Source organism: Ruegeria sp. CL6, from assembly GCF_056536465.1.
The window spans coordinates 346,663-367,180 of sequence record NZ_JBQFPR010000004.1 but is presented as its reverse complement, the minus strand read 5'-3'; the positions used below and the strand labels follow the sequence as shown (position 1 = coordinate 367,180).

The 20,518-nt window shown below is 56.6% G+C and carries 21 protein-coding genes; 14 read left to right on the top strand and 7 right to left on the bottom strand.

From position 1 onward, the window contains the following. Positions 1-63 precede the first annotated feature (63 nt). The 5 genes from ureC to ACR0LH_RS13900 are packed head-to-tail and all read right to left on the bottom strand — an operon-like array spanning position 64 to position 3,405. Positions 64-1,824, bottom strand: coding sequence for an urease subunit alpha (ureC, locus tag ACR0LH_RS13920; RefSeq protein WP_480721428.1), 1,761 nt, complete (start codon positions 1,822-1,824; stop codon positions 64-66). Beyond that, positions 1,824-2,129, bottom strand: coding sequence for an urease subunit beta (locus ACR0LH_RS13915; protein ID WP_170385197.1), 306 nt, complete (start codon positions 2,127-2,129; stop codon positions 1,824-1,826). Before ACR0LH_RS13915 ends, ureC begins: the two co-directional genes overlap by 1 nt. After that, positions 2,126-2,287, bottom strand: coding sequence for a peptidase M23 (locus tag ACR0LH_RS13910; RefSeq protein WP_170385200.1), 162 nt, complete (start codon positions 2,285-2,287; stop codon positions 2,126-2,128). The genes ACR0LH_RS13915 and ACR0LH_RS13910 overlap by 4 nt, the downstream gene beginning before the upstream one ends. A gap of 16 nt (positions 2,288-2,303) precedes the next feature. Beyond that, positions 2,304-2,606, bottom strand: coding sequence for an urease subunit gamma (locus ACR0LH_RS13905; protein WP_170385203.1), 303 nt, complete (start codon positions 2,604-2,606; stop codon positions 2,304-2,306). Between the two features lies 1 nt (position 2,607). Beyond that, entirely contained in the window at positions 2,608-3,405 is a 798-nt protein-coding gene (locus tag ACR0LH_RS13900; RefSeq protein WP_480721427.1) for an urease accessory protein UreD, read from the bottom strand. 416 nt (positions 3,406-3,821) lie between these two features. Between ACR0LH_RS13900 and urtA the strand changes: the two genes are divergently transcribed. From urtA to ACR0LH_RS13830, 14 genes are all read left to right on the top strand, one after another. Next, entirely contained in the window at positions 3,822-5,102 is a 1,281-nt protein-coding gene (urtA, locus tag ACR0LH_RS13895; protein ID WP_170485602.1) for an urea ABC transporter substrate-binding protein, read from the top strand. Between the two features lie 60 nt (positions 5,103-5,162). Continuing rightward, positions 5,163-7,115, top strand: a complete 1,953-nt coding sequence (gene urtB / locus ACR0LH_RS13890) for an urea ABC transporter permease subunit UrtB (RefSeq protein ID WP_480721426.1) — start codon at positions 5,163-5,165, stop codon at positions 7,113-7,115. 3 nt (positions 7,116-7,118) lie between these two features. Continuing rightward, the gene (gene urtC, locus ACR0LH_RS13885) at positions 7,119-8,348 is read left to right on the top strand and encodes an urea ABC transporter permease subunit UrtC (RefSeq protein WP_170416735.1); all 1,230 of its coding nucleotides are present in this window, start codon (positions 7,119-7,121) and stop codon (positions 8,346-8,348) included. Next, positions 8,345-9,085, top strand: a complete 741-nt coding sequence (urtD, locus tag ACR0LH_RS13880) for an urea ABC transporter ATP-binding protein UrtD (RefSeq protein ID WP_170550008.1) — start codon at positions 8,345-8,347, stop codon at positions 9,083-9,085. The genes urtC and urtD overlap by 4 nt, the downstream gene beginning before the upstream one ends. A 3-nt stretch (positions 9,086-9,088) precedes the next feature. Then, entirely contained in the window at positions 9,089-9,784 is a 696-nt protein-coding gene (urtE, locus tag ACR0LH_RS13875; protein WP_480721424.1) for an urea ABC transporter ATP-binding subunit UrtE, read from the top strand. Between the two features lie 284 nt (positions 9,785-10,068). After that, positions 10,069-10,272 (top strand): Flp family type IVb pilin, encoded by a 204-nt coding sequence (locus ACR0LH_RS13870; RefSeq protein ID WP_170778267.1) that lies wholly within the window; start codon positions 10,069-10,071, stop codon positions 10,270-10,272. A 256-nt stretch (positions 10,273-10,528) separates the two neighbouring features. Beyond that, positions 10,529-11,380: a Flp pilus assembly protein CpaB gene (gene cpaB / locus ACR0LH_RS13865; RefSeq protein WP_170778268.1), complete on the top strand. Its 852-nt coding sequence runs from the start codon at positions 10,529-10,531 to the stop codon at positions 11,378-11,380. A gap of 27 nt (positions 11,381-11,407) precedes the next feature. Next, complete coding sequence (locus ACR0LH_RS13860) at positions 11,408-12,934, top strand: pilus assembly protein TadG-related protein (RefSeq protein ID WP_480721422.1); 1,527 nt, start codon at positions 11,408-11,410, stop codon at positions 12,932-12,934. Continuing rightward, complete coding sequence (locus ACR0LH_RS13855) at positions 12,931-13,434, top strand: TadE/TadG family type IV pilus assembly protein (protein ID WP_480721420.1); 504 nt, start codon at positions 12,931-12,933, stop codon at positions 13,432-13,434. Before ACR0LH_RS13860 ends, ACR0LH_RS13855 begins: the two co-directional genes overlap by 4 nt. Then, positions 13,431-14,096, top strand: coding sequence for a TadE/TadG family type IV pilus assembly protein (locus ACR0LH_RS13850; RefSeq protein ID WP_480721418.1), 666 nt, complete (start codon positions 13,431-13,433; stop codon positions 14,094-14,096). Before ACR0LH_RS13855 ends, ACR0LH_RS13850 begins: the two co-directional genes overlap by 4 nt. A gap of 11 nt (positions 14,097-14,107) precedes the next feature. After that, entirely contained in the window at positions 14,108-15,310 is a 1,203-nt protein-coding gene (locus ACR0LH_RS13845) for a CpaE/TadZ family protein (RefSeq protein ID WP_480721417.1), read from the top strand. A 48-nt stretch (positions 15,311-15,358) separates the two neighbouring features. Continuing rightward, entirely contained in the window at positions 15,359-16,756 is a 1,398-nt protein-coding gene (locus tag ACR0LH_RS13840; protein ID WP_170485611.1) for a TadA family conjugal transfer-associated ATPase, read from the top strand. A gap of 11 nt (positions 16,757-16,767) precedes the next feature. Next, positions 16,768-17,796 (top strand): type II secretion system F family protein, encoded by a 1,029-nt coding sequence (locus ACR0LH_RS13835; RefSeq protein ID WP_480721415.1) that lies wholly within the window; start codon positions 16,768-16,770, stop codon positions 17,794-17,796. Positions 17,797-17,808: 12 nt separating this feature from the next. After that, the gene (locus ACR0LH_RS13830; protein ID WP_170485613.1) at positions 17,809-18,792 is read left to right on the top strand and encodes a type II secretion system F family protein; all 984 of its coding nucleotides are present in this window, start codon (positions 17,809-17,811) and stop codon (positions 18,790-18,792) included. 3 nt (positions 18,793-18,795) lie between these two features. Here ACR0LH_RS13830 and ACR0LH_RS13825 read toward each other — a convergent pair whose 3' ends face one another. Both ACR0LH_RS13825 and ACR0LH_RS13820 read right to left on the bottom strand, forming a co-directional pair. Next, on the bottom strand, positions 18,796-19,287 hold the full coding sequence (locus ACR0LH_RS13825; RefSeq protein WP_480721414.1) for an A24 family peptidase: 492 nt from the start codon (positions 19,285-19,287) through the stop codon (positions 18,796-18,798). Next, positions 19,287-20,132, bottom strand: a complete 846-nt coding sequence (locus tag ACR0LH_RS13820; RefSeq protein ID WP_170485615.1) for a helix-turn-helix domain-containing protein — start codon at positions 20,130-20,132, stop codon at positions 19,287-19,289. The genes ACR0LH_RS13825 and ACR0LH_RS13820 overlap by 1 nt, the downstream gene beginning before the upstream one ends. Positions 20,133-20,518 lie beyond the last annotated feature (386 nt).

Below are 20,518 nucleotides of genomic sequence, written 5' to 3'. Positions count from 1 at the left end.
ACTGAGTAGTGGGTGTTTGATCATGGCTGCATTGCACATGCTGCAATGCAGCATAATTTTTGGTCAGAACATAAAGTACCTCTGAGCCATCGGTAGAACTTCGGCCGGTTGGCAGGTCAGTAGTTCACCGTCGGCGCGCACTTCGTATGTTTCAGGGTCGACTTCGACCTCGGGGGTTGCGTCGTTCAGCTTCAAGTCGCGTTTGCCGATGTTGCGCGTGTTCTGGACGGCAATCGTTTGCTTGGCCAGCCCCAGTGTATCACCGATCCCCCCGGACTGCGCGGCCTCAGAGACAAAAGTGATAGCCGAATTTTCGACCGAGCGGCCATAGGCTCCGAACATCGGGCGGCTATAAACCGGCTGCGGCGTAGGGATCGAGGCATTCGGGTCGCCCATTTGTGCGCAGGCAATCGTACCGCCCAGCAGAACCATCTCGGGCTTGACCCCGAAGAAGGCCGGGTTCCACAACACAAGGTCGGCGCGTTTGCCTTCCTCGATGCTGCCGATCTGATGGCTGAGGCCGTGGGCAATCGCCGGGTTGATGGTGTATTTGGCGATATAGCGGCGCACGCGCATATTGTCGTTCTCGCCGGTTTCTTCGGGCAAACGACCGCGCTGTTTCTTCATCTTGTCAGCAGTTTGCCAGGTGCGGATCAGAACTTCTCCGACCCGGCCCATCGCCTGACTGTCCGACGCGATGATCGAGAACGCGCCCATGTCGTGCAGGATATCCTCGGCCGCAATCGTCTCGCGCCGGATGCGGCTTTCGGCAAAGGCCACGTCCTCGGGGATGGATTTGTCGAGGTGGTGGCACACCATCAGCATGTCCAGATGTTCCTCGACCGTGTTGACGGTGAAGGGGCGGGTCGGGTTGGTCGAGGAGGGCAGAACGTGGTTCTCGCCACAGATTTTGATAATGTCAGGGGCGTGGCCGCCGCCTGCGCCTTCGGTGTGGAAGGCATGAATAGTCCGGCCTTTAATCGCGGCCACGGTGTTTTCCACGAACCCGGATTCGTTCAGCGTGTCGGTGTGGATCATCACCTGCACGTCCATCGCATCCGCGACCGAGAGGCAGCAGTCGATGGCCGCGGGGGTGGTGCCCCAATCCTCGTGCAGTTTCAGCGCGCAGGCGCCCGCGTTGATCTGTTCTTCCAGCGCGGCGGGCAGCGACGCATTGCCCTTGCCCGCAAAGGCCAGGTTCATCGGGAAGGCATCTGCGGCCTGCAGCATCCGCCCGATATGCCATGGCCCCGGCGTGCAGGTGGTGGCCAGAGTGCCGTGCGCGGGGCCGGTGCCGCCGCCTAACATGGTCGTCAGGCCGGAATGCAGCGCGTCTTCGATCTGTTGCGGGCAGATAAAGTGAATATGGCTGTCGAACCCACCGGCGGTCAGGATACGCCCTTCGCCAGCGATGGCCTCAGTCCCCGGACCGATGATGATGTCGACGCCGGGCTGCGTATCGGGGCTTCCGGCCTTGCCGATCTTGGCGATGCGCCCGTCTTTCAGACCCACATCCGCCTTGTAGATGCCCGAGTGATCCACGATCAGCGCATTGGTGATGACCGTATCTACGGCTCCTTCGGCGCGGGTGGCCTGAGACTGCCCCATCCCGTCGCGGATCACCTTGCCGCCGCCAAACTTGACCTCTTCGCCATAAAGCAGCGCGTTGCTACCTGCCCCGCCGGTCGCGGCGGCCCCAGCGCGTTCGGCGGTCAGGTCGCGTTCCACCTCGATCACCAGATCGGTATCGGCCAGCCGCAGCTTGTCGCCGGTGGTGGGGCCGAACATGGCGGCATAGTCAGAGCGTTTGATTGTTGCTGGCATCAGAGCGACCCCATAACTTTTTGATTGAACCCATAAACCTTACGTGCGCCGCCGATTGGGATCAGCGTGACCTCGCGCGCCTGACCCGGCTCGAACCGCACGGCGGTGCCGGGGGCGATGTCCAGACGCAGGCCATGAGCTGCGTCCCGGTCGAAGTCCAGAGCGGGGTTGGTTTCCGCAAAGTGGTAGTGCGAGCCGACCTGAACAGGGCGGTCGCCGGTATTGGCAACCATCAGAGTAATGGCCTTGGCGCCAGAGTTCAGGGTGATCTCGCCCTCGGCCGGGAACAGCTCTCCGGGGATCATTTGTTCAGCTTTACCATCAGGGCCAAAGCGGCCAGCGCAACGACCGCCAGACCTACGCCCAGAGTTGCATAGTCCGAACCATGCGCATGGACATGCGTTCCGTTATGGGCAGCGGCAGGGCCAGCAAGGATCAGTGCGGGAAAGAGCATACGGGTCATATCGGTGTTCCTTTTTTCAGCGAATGGGGTTGTGCACGGTCACCAGCTTGGTGCCGTCGGGAAAGGTCGCTTCGACCTGAACCTCGTGGATCATCTCGGGTACACCTTCCATGCATTGTTCCCGTGTGATCACCTCGGCCCCGGCCTGCATCATGTCCGCGACCGAGCGACCGTCACGCGCGCCTTCGACGACGGCGTCGGTGATCAGGGCGATCGCTTCGGGGTGGTTCAGCTTGACACCACGCGCCAGTCGCTTGCGGGCGACCTCGGCGGCCATAGCGACCATCAGTTTATCTTTTTCGCGAGGGGTCAGGTTCATGTCAGATCATCCAGCATCGGGGTAGAGTGTCGTTGTTCAATCGTCGCAGCACCGGCATCAGCGAACGACGGAGTGTGAAACTGTTTTCAGCCAGCAACCGCACTACAAGAAGGTCGCTTTGAATCAGGCTGGCTCCGGCGGTTTCAGGCAGCATCGCGCGGATCGCGTCCAACTGGCCCTCGGCGGTATGCGAAGCAAATGCGATCAACGCCATTGCCCCAGCTTTGTTCGCGATGTGGGGCTTGGATAAATGAGCGTGCAGATTTCCAGTGAACCGAGTGGCGTCCAGGAATACAGCCTCTCCGTCCCGCCGGATTTCAATGCTGTCCTGCAGGCGGATATTGGTCAGGGTCTCACCCATTGCCGCGCGTCCAAAGACCAGTGGTTCAACCAGCAGTGCAGTCGCATCCGGTGCCATTTCGATCGACAGTTTTCGATCCAGCGCGCTGCCGTCAAAAAGGATGGTTTCCTGCGGCAGCCAGTTCAGCCGCGCCCCGGCATCAACCATCACGTGATTGTTGATTTTACCCGCTGGCCCGGGTTTAGCCTTGTACGCCCTCTCACACGCCTGGGTCGTTATGGTCAGAGTGGTGCCGTATCCCGCGTGTCCGTGAAAGCGGAACGAGTCCCCGCCAGTGATCCCGCCAGCCGTGTTCAAAAGCACCGCGTCCAATGCGTTTCCGTCGGTTCGGGGAAACAGGCACTTGAACGACCCGGACTGCCGAAACCCGTCCAAAACCGACTTTTCGCCCATTTGCTTGGCACTCAGGCGAATCGCACCCTTTGCACGCGGAGGCATTGCGTCCTGCTTGGGCAATATGGAGGCATGATGAGTAATGGCGCACCTGCGAAACAAGAAGTTATGCCGCTTGTTTCACCGTTCTCGCGTCGGAACTCTATTCCGCGACGCCGTTTTTCGACGGTTTTCCCTAGCGCGAGATTAAATTTTAGGCACGCTCTGAAAGTTGCGATCAAAAATTAAGCAGAAACCGCCGATGTGGGAAATTGGTCTGACAACTATTTGCTAAAACGTCGGCAATACAGAATCCGTATGGGTGCCCGCCGTGGAGATGACCCGGGGGTGTGTGACGGCTGCGCGAATTGGACCTCGGACACAACCGCCACACGGAACGCAACAATAGTTGCGGGGATCAGGTAGAAGAAGAGCGCGCCTATGCGCAAGTCCTCTCGCCCGGAACCCGCCAGGAGGATTACATGAAATCTCTCAAATCCACACTCGCCGGTTCGGCGGTATTCGCAGCCATGGCAACCGCTGCGCTGTCGGCTGAAGACACCATCAAGGTTGGCGTGCTGCACTCGCTGTCGGGTACAATGGCAATTTCGGAAACCACCCTGAAAGACACCATGCTGATGCTGATCGACCAGCAAAACGCCAAGGGCGGCCTGCTGGGCAAGCAGCTTGAGGCCGTTGTGGTTGACCCCGCATCCGACTGGCCGCTGTTCGCAGAAAAAGCGCGCGAGCTGCTGACCGTGCATGAGGTGGACGTGATCTTTGGCAACTGGACATCTGTAAGCCGCAAGTCGGTTCTGCCGGTGATCGAAGAACTGAACGGCCTGCTGTTCTACCCGGTTCAGTATGAGGGTGAGGAATCCTCGAAGAACGTATTCTACACCGGTGCCGCGCCGAACCAGCAGGCCATCCCTGCGACCGACTACTTCCTGGACGAGCTGGGCGTCGAGAAATTCGCGCTGTTGGGCACTGACTATGTGTATCCCCGCACCACGAACAACATTCTGGAAAGCTATCTGAAGCAGAAGGGCATCGCGGACGAGGACATCTTCGTCAATTACACCCCGTTCGGTCACTCTGACTGGTCCAAGATCGTGGCTGACGTCGTCGCGCTGGGCGCGGATGGCAAGAAAGTCGGTGTGATCTCGACCATCAACGGCGACGCGAACATTGGTTTCTACAAGGAACTGGCAGCGGCTGGCGTTTCGGCCGATGACATTCCGGTTGTGGCGTTCTCGGTTGGTGAGGAAGAACTGTCCGGTCTGGATACCGCAAACCTGGTCGGTCACCTGGCAGCTTGGAACTATTTCCAGTCGGCGGACACCGAAGCCAACGCGGAATTCGTTGAGACATGGAAAGCCACCATGGGTGATGAGCGTGTGACCAATGACCCGATGGAAGCTCACTATATCGGTTTCAACATGTGGGTTAACGCTGCGACCGCGGCTGGCTCGACCGAAGTCGACGCTGTGCGTTCGGAAATGTACGGGCAGGAATTCCCGAACCTGACCGGCGGCACCGCGGTTATGCTGCCGAACCACCACCTGGCCAAGCCGGTACTGATCGGTGAGATTCAGGAAGATGGTCAGTTTGACATCATCAGCGAAACCGACGTTGTGCCGGGCGACGCCTGGACCGACTTCCTGCCGGAATCGGCAGTGCTGAAATCGGATTGGAAGGAACTGGACTGCGGTATGTACAACACCGAGACCAAGACCTGCGTTCAGACTCTGTCGAACTACTAAACGATCCTGCAAGGCGGGTATGATCACCCGCCTTGCCTCAAGACATTCGGGTTTCACTACATGTTACGACTATTCCTTGCGGGCCTAGCATTCCTGTGCGCCTGCATGACGGCCAACGCGCAAGAGGTCGGTCTGCAACCGATCCTGCAAGAGCATCAGGAAATTATCGCCAAGAGTTCGCGCAAGACCATCGGGCCTGCGATTGACGCCATTGCGTCCAGTGGATTGCCACAAGCGCAAACCATGCTTGAGACTTGGGCTGCCAAGAACATGTGGATGCGCAAATCCGATGGGCTGTTTTTTGCAGGCGAAAAGGCCGAGGGCCGGTCGTACACGCTGACCGATTTGGATACCGGCGAGGTCATCGGTACTTTTGAAAAATCGGACCTGAAGCAACTGAAACCCAACAGCGGTGTGCGGGCGATGATCGGCACGGCGCTGGTGCAATTTCAACTGACCGACCCAAGCCGTACCAGGCGTCTGGCCGCCTTGGAATCCATTCAGCGAGACCCCGAAGGCGCGTTGCTGGAACCTTTGCGGGCTTCGATCGATGATGAAACGGACGCGGACCTGAAGGCGCGGAAACAACGACTCGAGCGACTGCTGACGATTGGGTACGACACCGACACTGCGGCTCGTTTGGCCGCGATCGAGGAAATGTCCGACGATCTGGGTGTGGATGTACGCGCTGCGCTTAACCCTCTTGTCGTGACCAGGCGACAGGCGGCTGTAGACCTGCCGTCGGACGTCAATATCGCCGAAATTCTTGAGCCGGGCTCGGATGAGCTTTCGCAGGATGAGGCATATGACCTACTGGTCGCCGCCGACCTTGCCTCGGCGCGCGTTTCGCCCGATGACATTCGGGCCGCGCTGACGGCCAACATAGATGGCGGGCGCGTTGGCGGTATCCCGGTTGCCCAGCTAAACACGGAAGCGGCACGCGCGCAGGCATATGCAGCGCTGGCCGAGGCCGGAACCGTGCCGGCGCTTGCCACCCAAGCCGGCATCGACGCAGCGCTTGGATCACATGTGTTTTATGAAACCTATGCCGAGTCGGTGCCAGAGGTGACTGCCGCCGCCGAAGCCGCCTTGGAACAGATCGAGGTGAAGGTCGGCCTGAACCAGACACTCGACCTGACGCTGGACGCGATCTCTCTGGCTTCGATTTACTTTCTGGCGGCTATCGGGCTGGCCATCACCTTTGGTGTGATGGGCGTGATCAACATGGCCCATGGCGAGTTCATCATGATGGGCGCCTACACAGGCTATGTGGTTCAGCAGTTCATCCCGGATCATACATTGTCGATCATCGTCGCCATCCCAATGGCCTTTGCCGTCACCTTCGCCATGGGCGTCGCGATGGAGCGGCTGGTGATCCGTTGGCTTTATTCGCGCCCGTTGGAAACACTGCTGGCGACTTTCGGTATCTCGATCGCGCTGCAGCAACTGGCCAAGAACATCTTTGGCACACAGGCGCGCCCGTTGACCGCTCCGGGTTGGCTGGACGGGGCGTGGGTGCTGAACGATGTTGTTTCGATCAGCTATATCCGCATCGCGATTTTCGTGCTGGCGATGATCTTTCTTGGGCTGTTCCTCTACATCATGAAGCGCACGCGCCTGGGGCTTGAGATGCGCGCTGTGACACAGAACCCGCGCATGGCGGGGTCAATGGGGATCAACCCCGGTCGGGTAAACATGCTGACGTTTGGTCTTGGCTCGGGCATTGCCGGGATCGCTGGTGTCGCCATTGGTCTCTTTGCCAAAGTCACGTCTGATCTGGGTAGCGACTACATCGTCCAGAGCTTCATGACCGTGGTAGTCGGCGGCGTCGGCAACATCTGGGGCGCGCTGGCGGGGGCAGGCATGATTGGCTTCCTGCAAAAAGGGATCGAGTGGATGAACCCCTCGAACACCCTTGCAGCGCAGACCTACATGATCGTCTTCATCATCATATTCATTCAATTCCGGCCCAGAGGCATCATCGCTCTCAAAGGCCGCGCAGCGGGGGACTGAGTCATGGAACGCAGTTTTGTCGCCAAGAATCCGTCCGTGCTTGTCTTTCTGGCCATCCTGTCCTTGTTCACCCTCGGCGTGACAATCCTGTCCGAAGGGTTTGGGATTGGCGTTATCTCGACCAGCTTCGTCAAGACTTTGGGCAAGACCTTGTGCCTGTGCCTGATCGCTGTGGCGATGGATCTGGTCTGGGGCTTTACCGGCATCCTGTCGCTTGGCCATTTCGCCTTTTTCGGGCTGGGCGGTTACATGATCGGCATGTGGCTGATGTATGAGCGCACCCGCTTGATTGTGGTCGAGTCGCTATCGCAAGCCGACATCCCGCCAACCTCGGCCGAGGTCGTGGATGCGATCGGTACGCAAATCTTCGGCGTCGTTGGGTCGTCGGACTTCCCTCTGATCTGGGCCTTTTCAGACAGCTTGGTGCTGCAACTGGCGCTGGTCGTGCTGGTGCCGGGCCTTCTGGCGCTAATCTTCGGCTGGCTTGCCTTCCGCAGCCGGGTGACAGGCGTTTACCTGTCCATTCTGACACAGGCGATGACACTGGCGCTGGCGCTGTACCTGTTCCAGAACGACAGCGGATTGCGGGGTAATAACGGCCTGTCCGGGTTGCAGAACCTGCCGGGCGTCACCGCCTCGCAGGACGTGGTGTCGGTCTGGTTCCTGTGGGCCTCGGCGCTTGCGCTGGGGCTGGGGTACATGCTGGCCGCTTGGGTCGTGTCGGGCAAGTTCGGCTCGGTCATTCGCGGCATCCGCGACAACGAGGCGCGCGTTCGGTTCCTTGGGTATTCGGTCGAGGTCTACAAGCTGGCCGTATTCACGCTGACCGGCTGTGTCGCGGCCATTGCGGGCGCGCTGTACTATCCGCAGGCAGGCATCATCAACCCCGAAGAGATGGCCCCCATCGCCTCGATCTATCTGGCTGTCTGGGTCGCCATCGGCGGGCGTGGGCGCTTGTACGGTGCCGTCATCGGCGCGGCGTTCGTCAGTCTGCTTAGCACGTGGTTCACCGGTGGTCAGGCACCGGATATTCCGCTGGGGTTCTATACGATCAAGTGGGTCGATTGGTGGCAGGTGCTGCTGGGTGTCTCTTTCGTGCTGGTCACGTTGTTTGCCCCGCAGGGTATCGGTGGACTGTTTGACCTGTGGTCCAATCGAAAGCACCCGGACAGACACGGAGCCAACCTTGGCCCGGATGACGGAGCCCTGCGCGAGAAGGAGGCTATCGAATGAGCACCCTGTTAGAGGTCAGCGGAGTCTCGGTCACGTTCGACGGGTTTCGCGCAATCAACAATCTGTCTTTCCAGATCGGCAACGCCGAGCTGCGTGCCGTGATCGGGCCAAACGGCGCTGGCAAGACGACCTTTATGGATATTGTCACCGGCAAGACCCGGCCCGATGAAGGCCGTGTGATCTGGGGCGAAAAATCCATATCTCTGCTGCGCATGAGCGAGGCCAAAATCGCGCAGGCCGGAATTGGGCGAAAATTCCAGAAACCCACCGTGTTCGAGGATCAGACCGTGCAGGAAAACCTGCTGATGGCGCTGAAGAACAAGCGCGGCTGGCTAGGTGTTCTGTTTTATCGACCCTCGGCACAGGATCTTGAGAAGGTCGAGGAACTGGCCGCCGAGATTGGGCTGAAGGATGAGTTGAGCCGCAAGTCGGGTGAGCTCAGCCACGGTCAGAAGCAATGGCTCGAGATCGGTATGCTGCTGGCGCAAGAGCCGCGACTGCTGCTTGTGGATGAACCCGCGGCAGGAATGACCCCGCAGGAACGAGAGCACACGACCGACCTGCTGGTGCAGGCTGCGAAAACCCGCGCCGTGGTAGTCGTAGAGCACGACATGGAGTTCGTCCGCCGCCTGAACTGTAAAGTGACAGTTCTGCATGAGGGCTCGGTTCTGGCCGAGGGGTCTCTGGACCACGTGACGTCTAATCAGGACGTCATCGACGTCTATCTGGGGCGCTGAACGATGCTGAAACTGAACGATCTGACCCTTCACTATGGTCATTCGCAAATTCTCCACGGCATTTCGATGGAGGCGGCACAGGGCGAAGTGACCTGCGTGATGGGCACCAACGGGGTCGGCAAAACAAGTCTGATCAAGGCGATCTCGGGCACGCATCCACGTTCGGGCGGTCGGATGGAGTTGAATGGGGAAAACCTGGGTATCCTTCCGGCACATCGGATGGCTTGGAAAGGCGTGGCCTATGTCCCTCAAGGGCGCGAGATTTTCCCCCTGCTGACCGTGCGTGAGAATCTTGAGACGGGATTTGCCTGTCTTCCGACCAGCGAGCACTACGTCCCAGACGAGATATTTGAGCTGTTTCCAGTGCTCAAACAGATGCAGAATCGGCGCGGCGGTGACTTGTCTGGCGGCCAGCAGCAACAACTGGCGATTGCGCGTGCACTGATCACCAAGCCCAAACTCTTGTTGCTGGACGAGCCGACAGAAGGCATCCAGCCCAACATCATCCAGCAAATCGGAGAGGTCATACGCCACCTTCGTTCCAAGAGTGAAATGGCGATTGTGCTTGTCGAGCAGTATTTCGACTTTGCCTACGATCTTGCAGACCGTTTCGTCGTGCTAAGGCGTGGCGAAATACTGATGAAGGGAAGCAGGCAGGAACTTTCACGCGATCAGGTTCTGCAGGGCGTCACCGTATAGAACGCACTTTCAGGCAATTTTTAGAACCGCCTCGTGGAAACGGGGCGGTTTTCCCGTCTGATGTTAAAGATTTCTTAAGAATCACATCCCGACTCGTCCTCTGACGACCGGGTTTTGGACACAAATCTGCCCAAAACGAACAAAAATTCCCGTTATGCGGGAATTCCTTTTCGTTTGAGGGGAGGTTTGGGCGTCAAACAATTGGTAACGATTTTATTAACGGGGATGTCTGCCTCGTGTGTGTGCGAATTTCGCACTTGGTAAAACAGTCTGGAGTAAAAATTATGTCGAATACTATTCGCAAGTTCTTTCTGAAGCTGCGCAAAGACGAGCGCGGAGCGACCCTGGTGGAATATGGTATCGCCCTGCTGGTCGCGATCGTTGCCGGTGGCGGCGTTCTGATCACCGTTGCACAAAGCACCAGCTCTAACTTCGTAGAAGCAGATGGTGCTATCACTGCACGTACAGCGACCCCAACAACGCCGTAAACCAGTGGTTTACCACTCGGGCGCGGCTTATTCTTGTCAGTTGGCAGCGCGCTCGAGCTCTTTCATTGGAAGGCCATTCAGTTGATCCCGTCTTTCAAGTGGAAAGACCAAAAAATTCAACTCTCCCGGAGCATCTGCTGGGTGAGTTGGAACATTCGACCCAAAATTGCGTCAGTGTGAATGCTGATTTGCTCAGTTTGATTGAAGATCGCCCAAACCTGACAGCCAAAGCTAACTTCGGAAATTGGAGGGCAAAATGCGCGTTAAGTCTTTTATGATGACAGTCTTCGGTGTCGCCTTAGCAGGTGGCGCGGTGTTCTGGGCAAAGGACCAGCTTGAGAGAAACCAAGCTCAGGAAGCGGAAAGCGCTATCGTGCGCGTCGTTGCTGTTGCAGAGGATATTCCGTTCGGCAACCCGATTGAGGGACACAAGCTGACCACGATTGATTGGCCTGCTGACTCCGTGCCGTCCGGGGTCTTCACCAACTTTGAGGACGTAGTTCCACCGGTCGGCGGAGAGCCGCGCCGTGCCAAACGCGCCTTGGCTCAAGGGGAAATCCTTTTGATCTCAAAGGTTTCGGAATTCGGTGAAAAAGTAACGATTGTTCAGACGCTTGGTGAAGGTAATCGCGCAATGGCGATCAGCGTTAACGCCCAGACAGGCGTTGGCGGGTTTGTGACGCCGGGTGACTTTGTCGACATCGTTTTGACGCGGGGCAGAGACGCTGAGCTGCGTGCTCTGACCATCCTGCAGAATATCCGTGTCATCGGGGTCGACCAGAAAAACGATGAAGAATTGGATCAGCCAGGGGTCGCTCGTACTGTGACTGTCGAAGTGACGCCTGATGAGAGCCAGCGACTGGCCCTTGCTCAAAAAGCCGGTCAGCTGAGCCTGTCTCTGCGGTCGCTCGATGAACTTGACGATGAACCGCTGGAAACCGTCCGCCTAAGCGACATCCTGCTGGAAAAATCGCCGGTTGATGATGGAACGCCTCAGCCGATCGTCAAAGTACGCCGTGGAATTTCCGATGTTCAGGAAGTGCCGGTGGCCGACAATACACGTGAAGAAGAAGTGCCCGTTACAGATACGTCCAGCGCCGTGAACTAAAGCGCACCGAGTTAAGGAGGGTTAACGATGTTCTCGCTAAGCAAGTTCAAGAAAAAAGAAGACGGTACGATCCTGATCTTTGTCGCCTTGTGCTTAGCCATGATCGTCGGGTTTGCCGCGCTAACCTTTGACTTGGGCCGCATGGCCTCGACCCAAACCGACCTACAGGCTTATGCCGATCACGTCGCATTGGCCGCCGCTGGAGAGTTGGACGGAAACGCGGACGCAATCACTCGTTCCACAAATGCTGCCGGGGCGATGATCGTAGACAAACAGTTCTTTGCCGAGGGTGATCAGACCCTGGACTCGGCTGCGGATTTCTCACTGCGTTTTCTGACTGGTCTGCCGGACCCGGACGATGATCCTGAAGATTATGACTCTGTCGATAGTTTTGTTACAACGGATCCCACTCTGGCCGTAATGGTCGAGGTGACAGCCACGCCCAGAACAGTTTTCCTGCCATTCGCCCGAGCCTTGGCGACCCTGGTAGGAGCTGCCGCTCCAAACGAACAGATCAGCGCACAGGCCATCGCGGGTTACACGTCTTATGCCTGCGATGTGACGCCGCTGATGTTCTGTATTCCTCGGGGTTGGTCTTCCAGCGATCCTAAGGTTGTTGGGTCGACCATCAAATTGCGTACCGGTGGGAATAGTTCTGCGTGGGGGCCGGGGAATTTCGGGTTCCTTGACCCGGAGAATTTTATCAACCCGAATGGTCCTTGTAAAGAATTGACCGGCTCCAAACTCTATATCTGCTTGATCGCGGCAAACGGCAACTTGACCAAATGCATTGCCCAACGCGGTGTCAACACCGAGCCAGGTCAAAGGAACGGGATCGGCAGTGCCATCTACAATTCGCGCTTTGACATGTTCGATGCGACGATGAAGGGCTTCAAAGATGATGCTGCGTATGCGCCTGGACCCCAAGTGATTTCCGGTTGGGAAAACAAAGGCGGTAGCTGCCTTGGCAACAACCCGACGCGATCTACTGATACGATGCCTTTCCCGCCCGATGACTGTTTTGCAGAAAATACCTGTGCTTCGGCGGTTCCAAATGGCGCTGGTCGGTTTGGGGATGGTGACTGGGATGAGGGCAAAAGCGACTACCTCGCCCTGAACTATGGCACTGGTCTTGACCCTGAAAATAGTCCCCTGAAACAGCATCCATTAATTGAAAATGGATCTATCGTGATGCCGGCAGGTGACACTCGTTATCAAATGTATCTTGATGAGATCGAAAAGTTTAAGAATGAGACGACCATTCTTGAAAATCGGAGTGAGACTGGTCGAGCGCAATGTTCCAAGCAACCCAGTTCCGATCCTGATCGCAGAACCTTTATCGCTGCCGCGATCAATTGCGACGACAACCCAGTGGCAGGTCGTGCAGAGAACGTCCCGGTCCAGGAATTTGTGAAAGTGTTCCTGATCCAGCCGCTTGAGGAATCCACTGGCAGTGATTTTGACATCTACGTTGAGGTTGTCGAGAAAGTTGGTGGTGCAGGTACTAGCACCGAAGAAGGTATCTTCCGCGATGTCGTGAGGTTGTACCGGTGAGACGTCTGATTGCACATATCACGCGGCTCAAGCGTTGTGACGCTGGCGCACCGATGGTTGAATTCGCCATGGTCCTTCCTCTGATACTGCTGTTTCTCGCAGTGATCATCGAAGGGGGGCGCATCACCTGGATTCATCAGGCGACGGCGGCGGGTGTTCGGGATGCGTCCCGAATGGTCGCACGTATTGCGCCTGTGAACTTGTGCGGCACTGGACCCGGCGCTGGAACCGTTGCGAATTATGATCTGCTGGTGACTGATATCGTAACCAAACAATTGGGTGGCTCGTCGATCATGCCGGGGGGGGTGAACATAGTGGATGTCACCCCGACGTGCATTCCCCGGACGGGAACGTACCGCGTAAGCCCGGCATCCGTTGTTCAGGTCACAGCAGAGATCGAAATCGATTATCTTTTTGGCGGAATATTTGGCTGGTTTGGTGACTCACTAACTTCGTTGACCGCAGAAATCTCGGATCAAAGCAGGGTGTATGGCGTATGAAACGGTTTGCACAAATCCCCCGCAGATTTTGGCGTCAGGAACGTGGATCGGCTCTGGTCGAGTTGGCCATCGTTATCCCGCTGTTTTTGCTTCTGATTTTCGGAGTGGTGGACTATGGTCGCCTGTTCTGGTCAACGACCGCCGCGCAGAAGGCTATGCACACGGCCGCCAGACTTGCGACCGTTGGCCCGCCTTTGTGCGGAATTCTTCCCCCGGAACATGAGCTGGCAGGTGGTGTGACCACCAACCCTAGATTTGGGACTTTGTGTAGAACAGGTGGCTCAGGTGGTATTTGTGTTGACGAAAGCAAAACAGGGAATCTGCCAGAGCCGTGCACCTTAGATACGTCAACGCCGTATGGAGCCCGCATCTGGGATGAGATTGGGCCTTTGCTGCCGCCGGGTTCGTCCCCTGCCAATGTTCAGTTTACCTATTCGCATGATTGGCGGCTTGGTTTCCTGGGTGGCCCCTACACGCCAGTTGTCACGGCGGACCTTATCGAAGTTGATTTTGATTTTGTAATGCCACTGGCGGGACTGGCTGCATTTGCAGCACGCAATCCTGCGGTCACGTCCAATACCCCAAACAGCATTTCCCTTCCCGCCATGAGCACTTCGGTCCCTGCCGAGGACCTTGCTGTAGGTGACGGGGTGGTAGAGTGAGGAGAAAGATAATGAGTTCCAAGCAGATTTCCGTATTGCTGATTTCGCCTGATGAACAGATCTATTCGGCTATCGAAGGATCGCTGGCTGATCAGGACAACTGCGAGTTCACGGGCCGAAAGGATACGGTGGAAGGCGTAAACGGGTCGGCAATCTCACTTACTGCGCTGCATGACGTGGTCCTTTTTGATGTCGACGAAACGTCCGACAATATGCTCAACACGGCGCAATCGATTTGCGACGCGCGTATGCCGAACGCAATCATTATCGCACTGGCCCCCGAGGATCTGCCGCTTGAAAAGGCCCGGCAGCTCAAGAAGCTGGGCGTGGATGACGTGCTGCCCCGAAAGGCGATCAACGAAGAGATCGTCCCGCAGGTAGACGCAATCCGGGCTCGCCGCCAGGCGCAGTTGCCTGCTGTTTGGGGCGGTCAGGCGACTCTCGGCAAAGTTATTGCCGTAGCGAAGTCCCGAGGTGGGGTCGGGTCTTCGCTCGTTGCCGCAAACATGGCCAACGAGTTGCAGTGCAAGGAAGGTTTCTTCAAGAAAAAGGCCGCGAACGAAGTTGCGGTTGTGGACCTCGATTTCCAGTTCGGCTCCATTGCGGCCTTGATGGATGTGGAAGAAAGCGACGCGATGTGGCGGATGGCGATGGAAGAAAGCATCCCCGATTCCGCATTTCTTGAGCAAGCCATTACAAAAGCGCCCTGCGGCGTGGACGTATTGGCCGCGCCTTCGCGCTATGGCCCGCTATCTGCCATCAAAGAGGAACAGATTTCCGCGATCCTTGATAGCCTGAAGCGCACCCATGACTATGTCGTTGTCGACCTGCCGCGTGCGCTTGTGGAATGGATTACTCCGGTGTTGGCGCAGGCCGACAGACTGTACCTTGTGACGGATGTAGCGGTTCCCTCGGTGCGTTCAGCACGCAAACTGATGGATTTCTATCAGGCTGAAAACCCGTCCATTGATATCCAACTGGTCGCTAGCCTTGAGAAAAAGCCGCTATTCCCCGCTGCGCATCATCGCGCTGCCGCGAAACTGCTGGAACAGGACTTCGCCTATTGGGTGCCAAAGGATGACCGTACCGTGCGTGAATCCGTTGATCGCGGCATTCCTCTGCAGGACGTTTCAAACAGGGCACCTGCGACGCGGGCGATCAAGAAGCTGGCCGATGAAACCCGTATCTCTATGCCTCCTCGTGTGGGCAAGTGATCGTTCATCAGAAAAAGACGTGAAATAACAAGTAGTAAGGGTTGGAATATGTTTCGTGAATTTGACAGAACAGGTCGCACGTCCGCTGGCGCAGCCAAGGTTGTGCCTTTGGACACGAAGCAGGTTCCCGACAACGTGTCGGATATTGCTGCATTTGATGCCGAGAAAAAGGCAAATCAACAAGCGTTGGAACTGGATCGAATTGATCTGAAGGCGCGGATGCACAACTCTTTGCTGGACAAGCTGAACCTGGCAGTAATCGACAAGGTCGAGGAGGACACACTCCGCGGTGAAATCGGCAGGCACGCGACCGAGCTTTTGCGCGCCGAAGGCCGCGCCATGCGCAGCGAAGAAGTCAAGCTGTTGGTTGAGGAGTTGATGCACGAGGTGCTGGGGCTTGGGCCTCTGGAGCCCCTGCTGGCCGATCCGACGATCAACGACATTCTGGTCAATGGACACCAGCAGATTTTTGTTGAACGTGGAGGTATTCTTGAAAAAACCTCAGCACGTTTCCGCGACGAGCGCCACTTGCTGAGAATTATCGACAAGATTGTCAGCCGCATTGGTCGCCGTATCGATGAACGCCAGCCTTGGGTGGACGCGCGTCTCGAAGATGGTAGCCGCGTGAACGCGATTATTCGCCCCTGTGCGCTGGACGGCCCAGCCTTGTCCATTCGTAAATTTGCGCGCGTTCCCCTGACGATGCAGCGCTTGGTTCAGAACGAAGCCCTGAACGATAGCGCGGCGACCCTGTTGCGGGGATTGGTCGAAGCAAAGATGAATGTCTTGATTTCTGGCGGTACGGGTTCCGGTAAAACCACCATGCTGAACGCCCTGTCGTCGTATATTGGGGGCAGAGAGCGGATCGTTACCATCGAAGATGCCGCTGAATTGCAGTTGCAGCAGGAACACGTGCTGCGCATGGAAACACGCCCCGCGGGTCTGGACGGAACCGGCGCAGTTGCACAGCGTGACCTTGTCCGAAATGCGCTGCGGATGCGACCCGACCGCATCATCGTTGGCGAGGTTCGCGGTTCAGAAGCCTTTGACATGTTGCAGGCGATGAACACCGGTCACGACGGTTCGATGACCACGGTACACGCCAACAGCCCACGGGATGCATTGTCGCGTGTTGAGCAGATGGTTCAGATGGGCGGAATGGAGCTTCCACACTCGGCGATCCGGGCGACCATCGCCTCGGCCATCAATTTCGTGCTGCAGCTGAATCGTTTGTCCGACGGGACACGTCGTGTGACTTCCATTGCCGAGGTAACCGGTATGGAAGGCGATATTGTCACCATGCAGGACATTTTTGTCTTTAAACGCGAAGGCAAAGACGAAAATGGCAAGGTTCTGGGGCGCTTTATGGCTACTGGTATTCGTCCGAAATCCAGTGATGCCTTGGCTGCCGCCGGGATCGACCTGTCCTCTGTCAAGTTCAACTGAGGAGATCAGACATGTTCGAGCAAATTCGGTCTTTCTTTGAGAACCTAAATCTTAACGCCGTCATGGGCCCAGAGATGGAAGTGGCCGGGTTTGACGTTCGATTTGTTCTGGCTTTGGCGATCTTTATCGGCGCCTTGATTGCTTTTGAAGGAATTCGACAATTCCTCAAGCGCGGTGAAAACCGGGATGAGGCAATCAACCGCCGGATTCAGATGTTGAATGAAGGCAAAACGGGCGAAGATGTCCTGAGCCTTCTCAAGCCTCAAGAAGCCAGGCCGTTTCTGCGAAAGTTCCCTTTCGTGGGCGACTTGCCAGCCGCGCTGAAGGCTTCGGGCCTGAATATGGTTCCCGAGATGTTCTTGATTGGTTGCGGTGCGGCATTCCTGATCTGTGCGATTGGCGGGTCCATGGTTGCCAATCCGCTTCATGTGATCCCGATTTCCGCGTTTGTTTTCCTGATTGGGCCTTTGATGGCCTTGGGGGCCACGCTTCAACAGCGCAAGGCAGCCTTGATCAAGCAACTTCCCGATGCTTTGGATCTCATGTCGCGCGGGCTCAAGGTGGGACATCCTCTCAACGCGACTCTGCAAAGCGTCGCAGAGGAGATGCCGGATCCGATTGGAACTGAATTTGGATTGGTTGTTGACCAGGTCGCTTTTGGTGAAGAGCTTACGACAGCCATGAAAAGCATGGCCGACCGTATCGACGAAGAAGATGTTCGGTATTTGGCCGTCGCATTGATGATGCAGCACGGTTCAGGTGGTGATCTTGCGGGTATTCTTAGAACGCTCGCGCGGGTGATCCGAGCGCGCATGTCCTTGCGACGCAAAATCAAGGCGATCTCAGCCGAAGGCCGTATGACCGCCTATATTCTGTCGGCCATTCCTGTCGCAATCGCCGTTTTCATGACAATCCTTACGCCGTCTTATTACGGCGATGTCATGGATGCTCCGGCGTTTTGGCCGGTTATGAGCGTCATTGCGGTTGCGGTCGTCCTGAACGCTATCGTGATGTTTAAGCTCGTGAATTTCCGGATATAAGGGGTATTTGCGATGGAGTATTTCAATTCACTTCTCGACGGCGGATGGGTAACTCAAGCTCTGATCCTCGCCTTGGTTCTAGTTGGTGCAATTATTGCCTTTCTGGGGATTTCGTCATCGCTGAGCGAGCGGTCTACGGCCGCCGAACGCATGATGCCAACCCGACAGCGTCAGAATCTTTCAAGGGCCATCCCGGACAAGGTCGAAGGAGATGAGCCCACCGGACTGAGCGCTGCCCTTATTCCAAGTGACGCCAGCGTGCGTTTTGAAGTTGGCCAGGTCTTGGCGAAATCGGGCTTTCGCGGAAAAAACGCGATCGCCGGATACTATATGCTTCGTCTATTGCTGGCGACATCTTTGCCGCTGTTGTTCATTCTTCTGCTGAACTGGCAGCCTGCGAACAGCATTGGCTTCTCCGTCGGCGAATATATGTCCAGCCTGAACATGTTGGAAATCATGCGGAATGTGGCCATCCTATGTGGGATCGGCTTCTTTGCTCCGCATTATTGGATGGAAGCGCGCATCAAAGAGCGCAGGCGCCTTATGGAAAATGCGTTTCCCAATATGCTGGACCTTCTTCAAATCGGCGTTGAAGCAGGAATGGGCTTTGATCAGGCGTTGCTGAAAGTCGCTGTAGAAATGCAGCTGGTTTCCCCGGAAATGTCCGAGGAAATCCTGATTGCCTTGAGCGAGATCCAAGCTGGACGAGATCGGGACACCGCCTTGATGCGCATGGCCCGTCGCACAGGCATCGAGGAGATGAGCTCATTCGTCAGCGTCGTGCTGCAGTCGACCCGGTTCGGGGTGCCTCTTGCCTCTGCTCTCAACACTTATGCAGAAGAGATGCGCGAGCTTCGTGAACTGCGTGCGCAGGAGATGGCGAACAAGCTGCCGGTTAAAATGTCTGCGGTAATGGCCTTCCTGATGCTGCCCGCCATCGCTGGCCTCATCCTGGCGCCCGTCTTCATTCGCTATGCAGAAGCATTTGGTGGCTGATCGTTAGCGTGTCATCTGCAATATAGACAGCGCGATCAGAACCAAACCCGAAGACCCGATTGCGATGCCCATTGGAAACTCGCGTGACTGGGCGGTGGACTTGAAGCGCGGCGAAGCGCTGCTGGCAAAACGCCTAAACAGAGACATCGCAACCAGCCCAACGGCCATCGCAGCCGCAAACAGCAAAAGGTAATAAGACACGACATCTGGCGGGATGGTCAGGAATACAACGGGCAGCATTTTGGCGTCTCCGCCACCCAGCCAATTGATGGCGAAAAGGGTTAGGCAAATAACAAAGCATGCCCCACCGATTAAAAGGCGAATAAGCAGATCATTCCATTCCAGAAATGGTGCTGCTGCAACAAATACGACAATGCCGGCGATACAGTACGAGTTCGGAATCCGGAGTTGGGTAAAGTCCGTCCACGCCATAGCTACGAAAAGTGGCGCAAACAACCAAAGAGAAAGCCAATTCTGCCAGTCGTGTTCAGGCATCAAGCCCTTGCCTGATGCTGCTTTCCGTGCAGTGCTTCGCGTTCCTCAACCGATACCAAGCGGCGTGCCAGCATGTGAAAATTATCCAAACCAGTTTTCGAGTAGATATGCTTCAAATGCGTTCTAACGGTTGCCGGGCCAATTCCAAGCTCTTCGCCGATCCCCTGAGGAGAAATGCCGCGAGAGACCAGCGTGCACACACGCCATTCCGCGCGCGTCAATCCAGCCGGGTTTCCGGTGCTGAGGATCGGAGTGTCCGTAGCGCTTTTCCGGATTGTAGACACCGTTTGACGAGACAAGGCTTCGGTGACCAAACCCGGTCGGCGGCTTTGGTACGTTTCCGATAGCTGCGGAGCGATTTGTTCAATAGCTTCCTTGAACCCAGGTTCCGGGTTTTGCGCGAAATGCAGCTCAAGAAAGTCGATTTCACCGCCTTGATGGTCCAGGCAGACAAACAGGATGTCTCTTACCTTTCGGTGAGATACCCAGTCGACCAGGACGGCTGACAAGTTGCCGGGGTCTTCTCCGTCATCTTGCAGGCTGAAAACAGAAGCGCGCTTGGGCATATTGCGGAAAGAACCCAGCGCATCATTCGCAAAAGACAGGAACAGCGGACGGCTGACCGTGGGGTCGTGCGTATCTGCCCTGGCGGCCACACGATGTGCGCCTTTGTTAAGCCACAGCCGACTGATTACACCACATTCAGCGCCGAAGGCTTCAACAATACCTTTCAGCGCGGCGTCCAATACCAGACCGCCCTGGCTCCAGTGAATGAAATTGATGATGGCTCTTGCGTGAAGTGCGTTTGGCAGCCACACCCCGCTATGAGCTTTCCCCCCATCCATGTCACACCGTTCCGTTACTTGTTACAAAAAAAATTACAGGCTTATGATTTATAATGTCTTTTCACTTCTACCGATTCTTCCCGGCCTTCTAGAATTATCATCAAAAAATTAACCCAAAATTAATTTCCACTAAATTCGAGGGCATCTGATGGAAGCTGTGACTAATTAGTCGCCGTGGCGGTGACAATGCCTCCGTGGGCGCGGCACTGTACCCTAATCGGGGTCTGCGGATGCGCCTGGAAAATACCTTTTCCGTCACTGTCTGCGGCGATTTTTCGGTTTTCAGGTCCGGCTTGGCCCTCAGATTTGAGCGTGGGACTTGCATGAAAACAAGTGGCGGGCTTGGTCTGGAAATTCCAATTTTGCACTACGCTCTGGTTCCTTTG

What these genes read in the sequence shown, in the direction of transcription:
- ACR0LH_RS13840 (WP_170485611.1), top strand. Translation starts at nt 15,359, where the DNA reads ATGTTTCGTGAATTTGACAGAACAGGTCGCACGTCCGCTGGCGCAGCC.
- ACR0LH_RS13860 (WP_480721422.1), top strand. Translation starts at nt 11,408, where the DNA reads ATGTTCTCGCTAAGCAAGTTCAAGAAAAAAGAAGACGGTACGATCCTG.
- cpaB (WP_170778268.1), top strand. Translation starts at nt 10,529, where the DNA reads ATGCGCGTTAAGTCTTTTATGATGACAGTCTTCGGTGTCGCCTTAGCA.
- urtB (WP_480721426.1), top strand. Translation starts at nt 5,163, where the DNA reads ATGTTACGACTATTCCTTGCGGGCCTAGCATTCCTGTGCGCCTGCATG.
- ACR0LH_RS13830 (WP_170485613.1), top strand. Translation starts at nt 17,809, where the DNA reads ATGGAGTATTTCAATTCACTTCTCGACGGCGGATGGGTAACTCAAGCT.
- urtC (WP_170416735.1), top strand. Translation starts at nt 7,119, where the DNA reads ATGGAACGCAGTTTTGTCGCCAAGAATCCGTCCGTGCTTGTCTTTCTG.
- ureC (WP_480721428.1), bottom strand. Translation starts at nt 1,824, where the DNA reads ATGCCAGCAACAATCAAACGCTCTGACTATGCCGCCATGTTCGGCCCC.
- ACR0LH_RS13845 (WP_480721417.1), top strand. Translation starts at nt 14,108, where the DNA reads ATGAGTTCCAAGCAGATTTCCGTATTGCTGATTTCGCCTGATGAACAG.
- ACR0LH_RS13820 (WP_170485615.1), bottom strand. Translation starts at nt 20,132, where the DNA reads ATGGATGGGGGGAAAGCTCATAGCGGGGTGTGGCTGCCAAACGCACTT.
- urtD (WP_170550008.1), top strand. Translation starts at nt 8,345, where the DNA reads ATGAGCACCCTGTTAGAGGTCAGCGGAGTCTCGGTCACGTTCGACGGG.
- urtE (WP_480721424.1), top strand. Translation starts at nt 9,089, where the DNA reads ATGCTGAAACTGAACGATCTGACCCTTCACTATGGTCATTCGCAAATT.
- ACR0LH_RS13900 (WP_480721427.1), bottom strand. Translation starts at nt 3,405, where the DNA reads ATGCCTCCGCGTGCAAAGGGTGCGATTCGCCTGAGTGCCAAGCAAATG.
- ACR0LH_RS13825 (WP_480721414.1), bottom strand. Translation starts at nt 19,287, where the DNA reads ATGCCTGAACACGACTGGCAGAATTGGCTTTCTCTTTGGTTGTTTGCG.
- urtA (WP_170485602.1), top strand. Translation starts at nt 3,822, where the DNA reads ATGAAATCTCTCAAATCCACACTCGCCGGTTCGGCGGTATTCGCAGCC.
- ACR0LH_RS13910 (WP_170385200.1), bottom strand. Translation starts at nt 2,287, where the DNA reads ATGACCCGTATGCTCTTTCCCGCACTGATCCTTGCTGGCCCTGCCGCT.
- ACR0LH_RS13835 (WP_480721415.1), top strand. Translation starts at nt 16,768, where the DNA reads ATGTTCGAGCAAATTCGGTCTTTCTTTGAGAACCTAAATCTTAACGCC.
- ACR0LH_RS13905 (WP_170385203.1), bottom strand. Translation starts at nt 2,606, where the DNA reads ATGAACCTGACCCCTCGCGAAAAAGATAAACTGATGGTCGCTATGGCC.
- ACR0LH_RS13915 (WP_170385197.1), bottom strand. Translation starts at nt 2,129, where the DNA reads ATGATCCCCGGAGAGCTGTTCCCGGCCGAGGGCGAGATCACCCTGAAC.
- ACR0LH_RS13850 (WP_480721418.1), top strand. Translation starts at nt 13,431, where the DNA reads ATGAAACGGTTTGCACAAATCCCCCGCAGATTTTGGCGTCAGGAACGT.
- ACR0LH_RS13870 (WP_170778267.1), top strand. Translation starts at nt 10,069, where the DNA reads ATGTCGAATACTATTCGCAAGTTCTTTCTGAAGCTGCGCAAAGACGAG.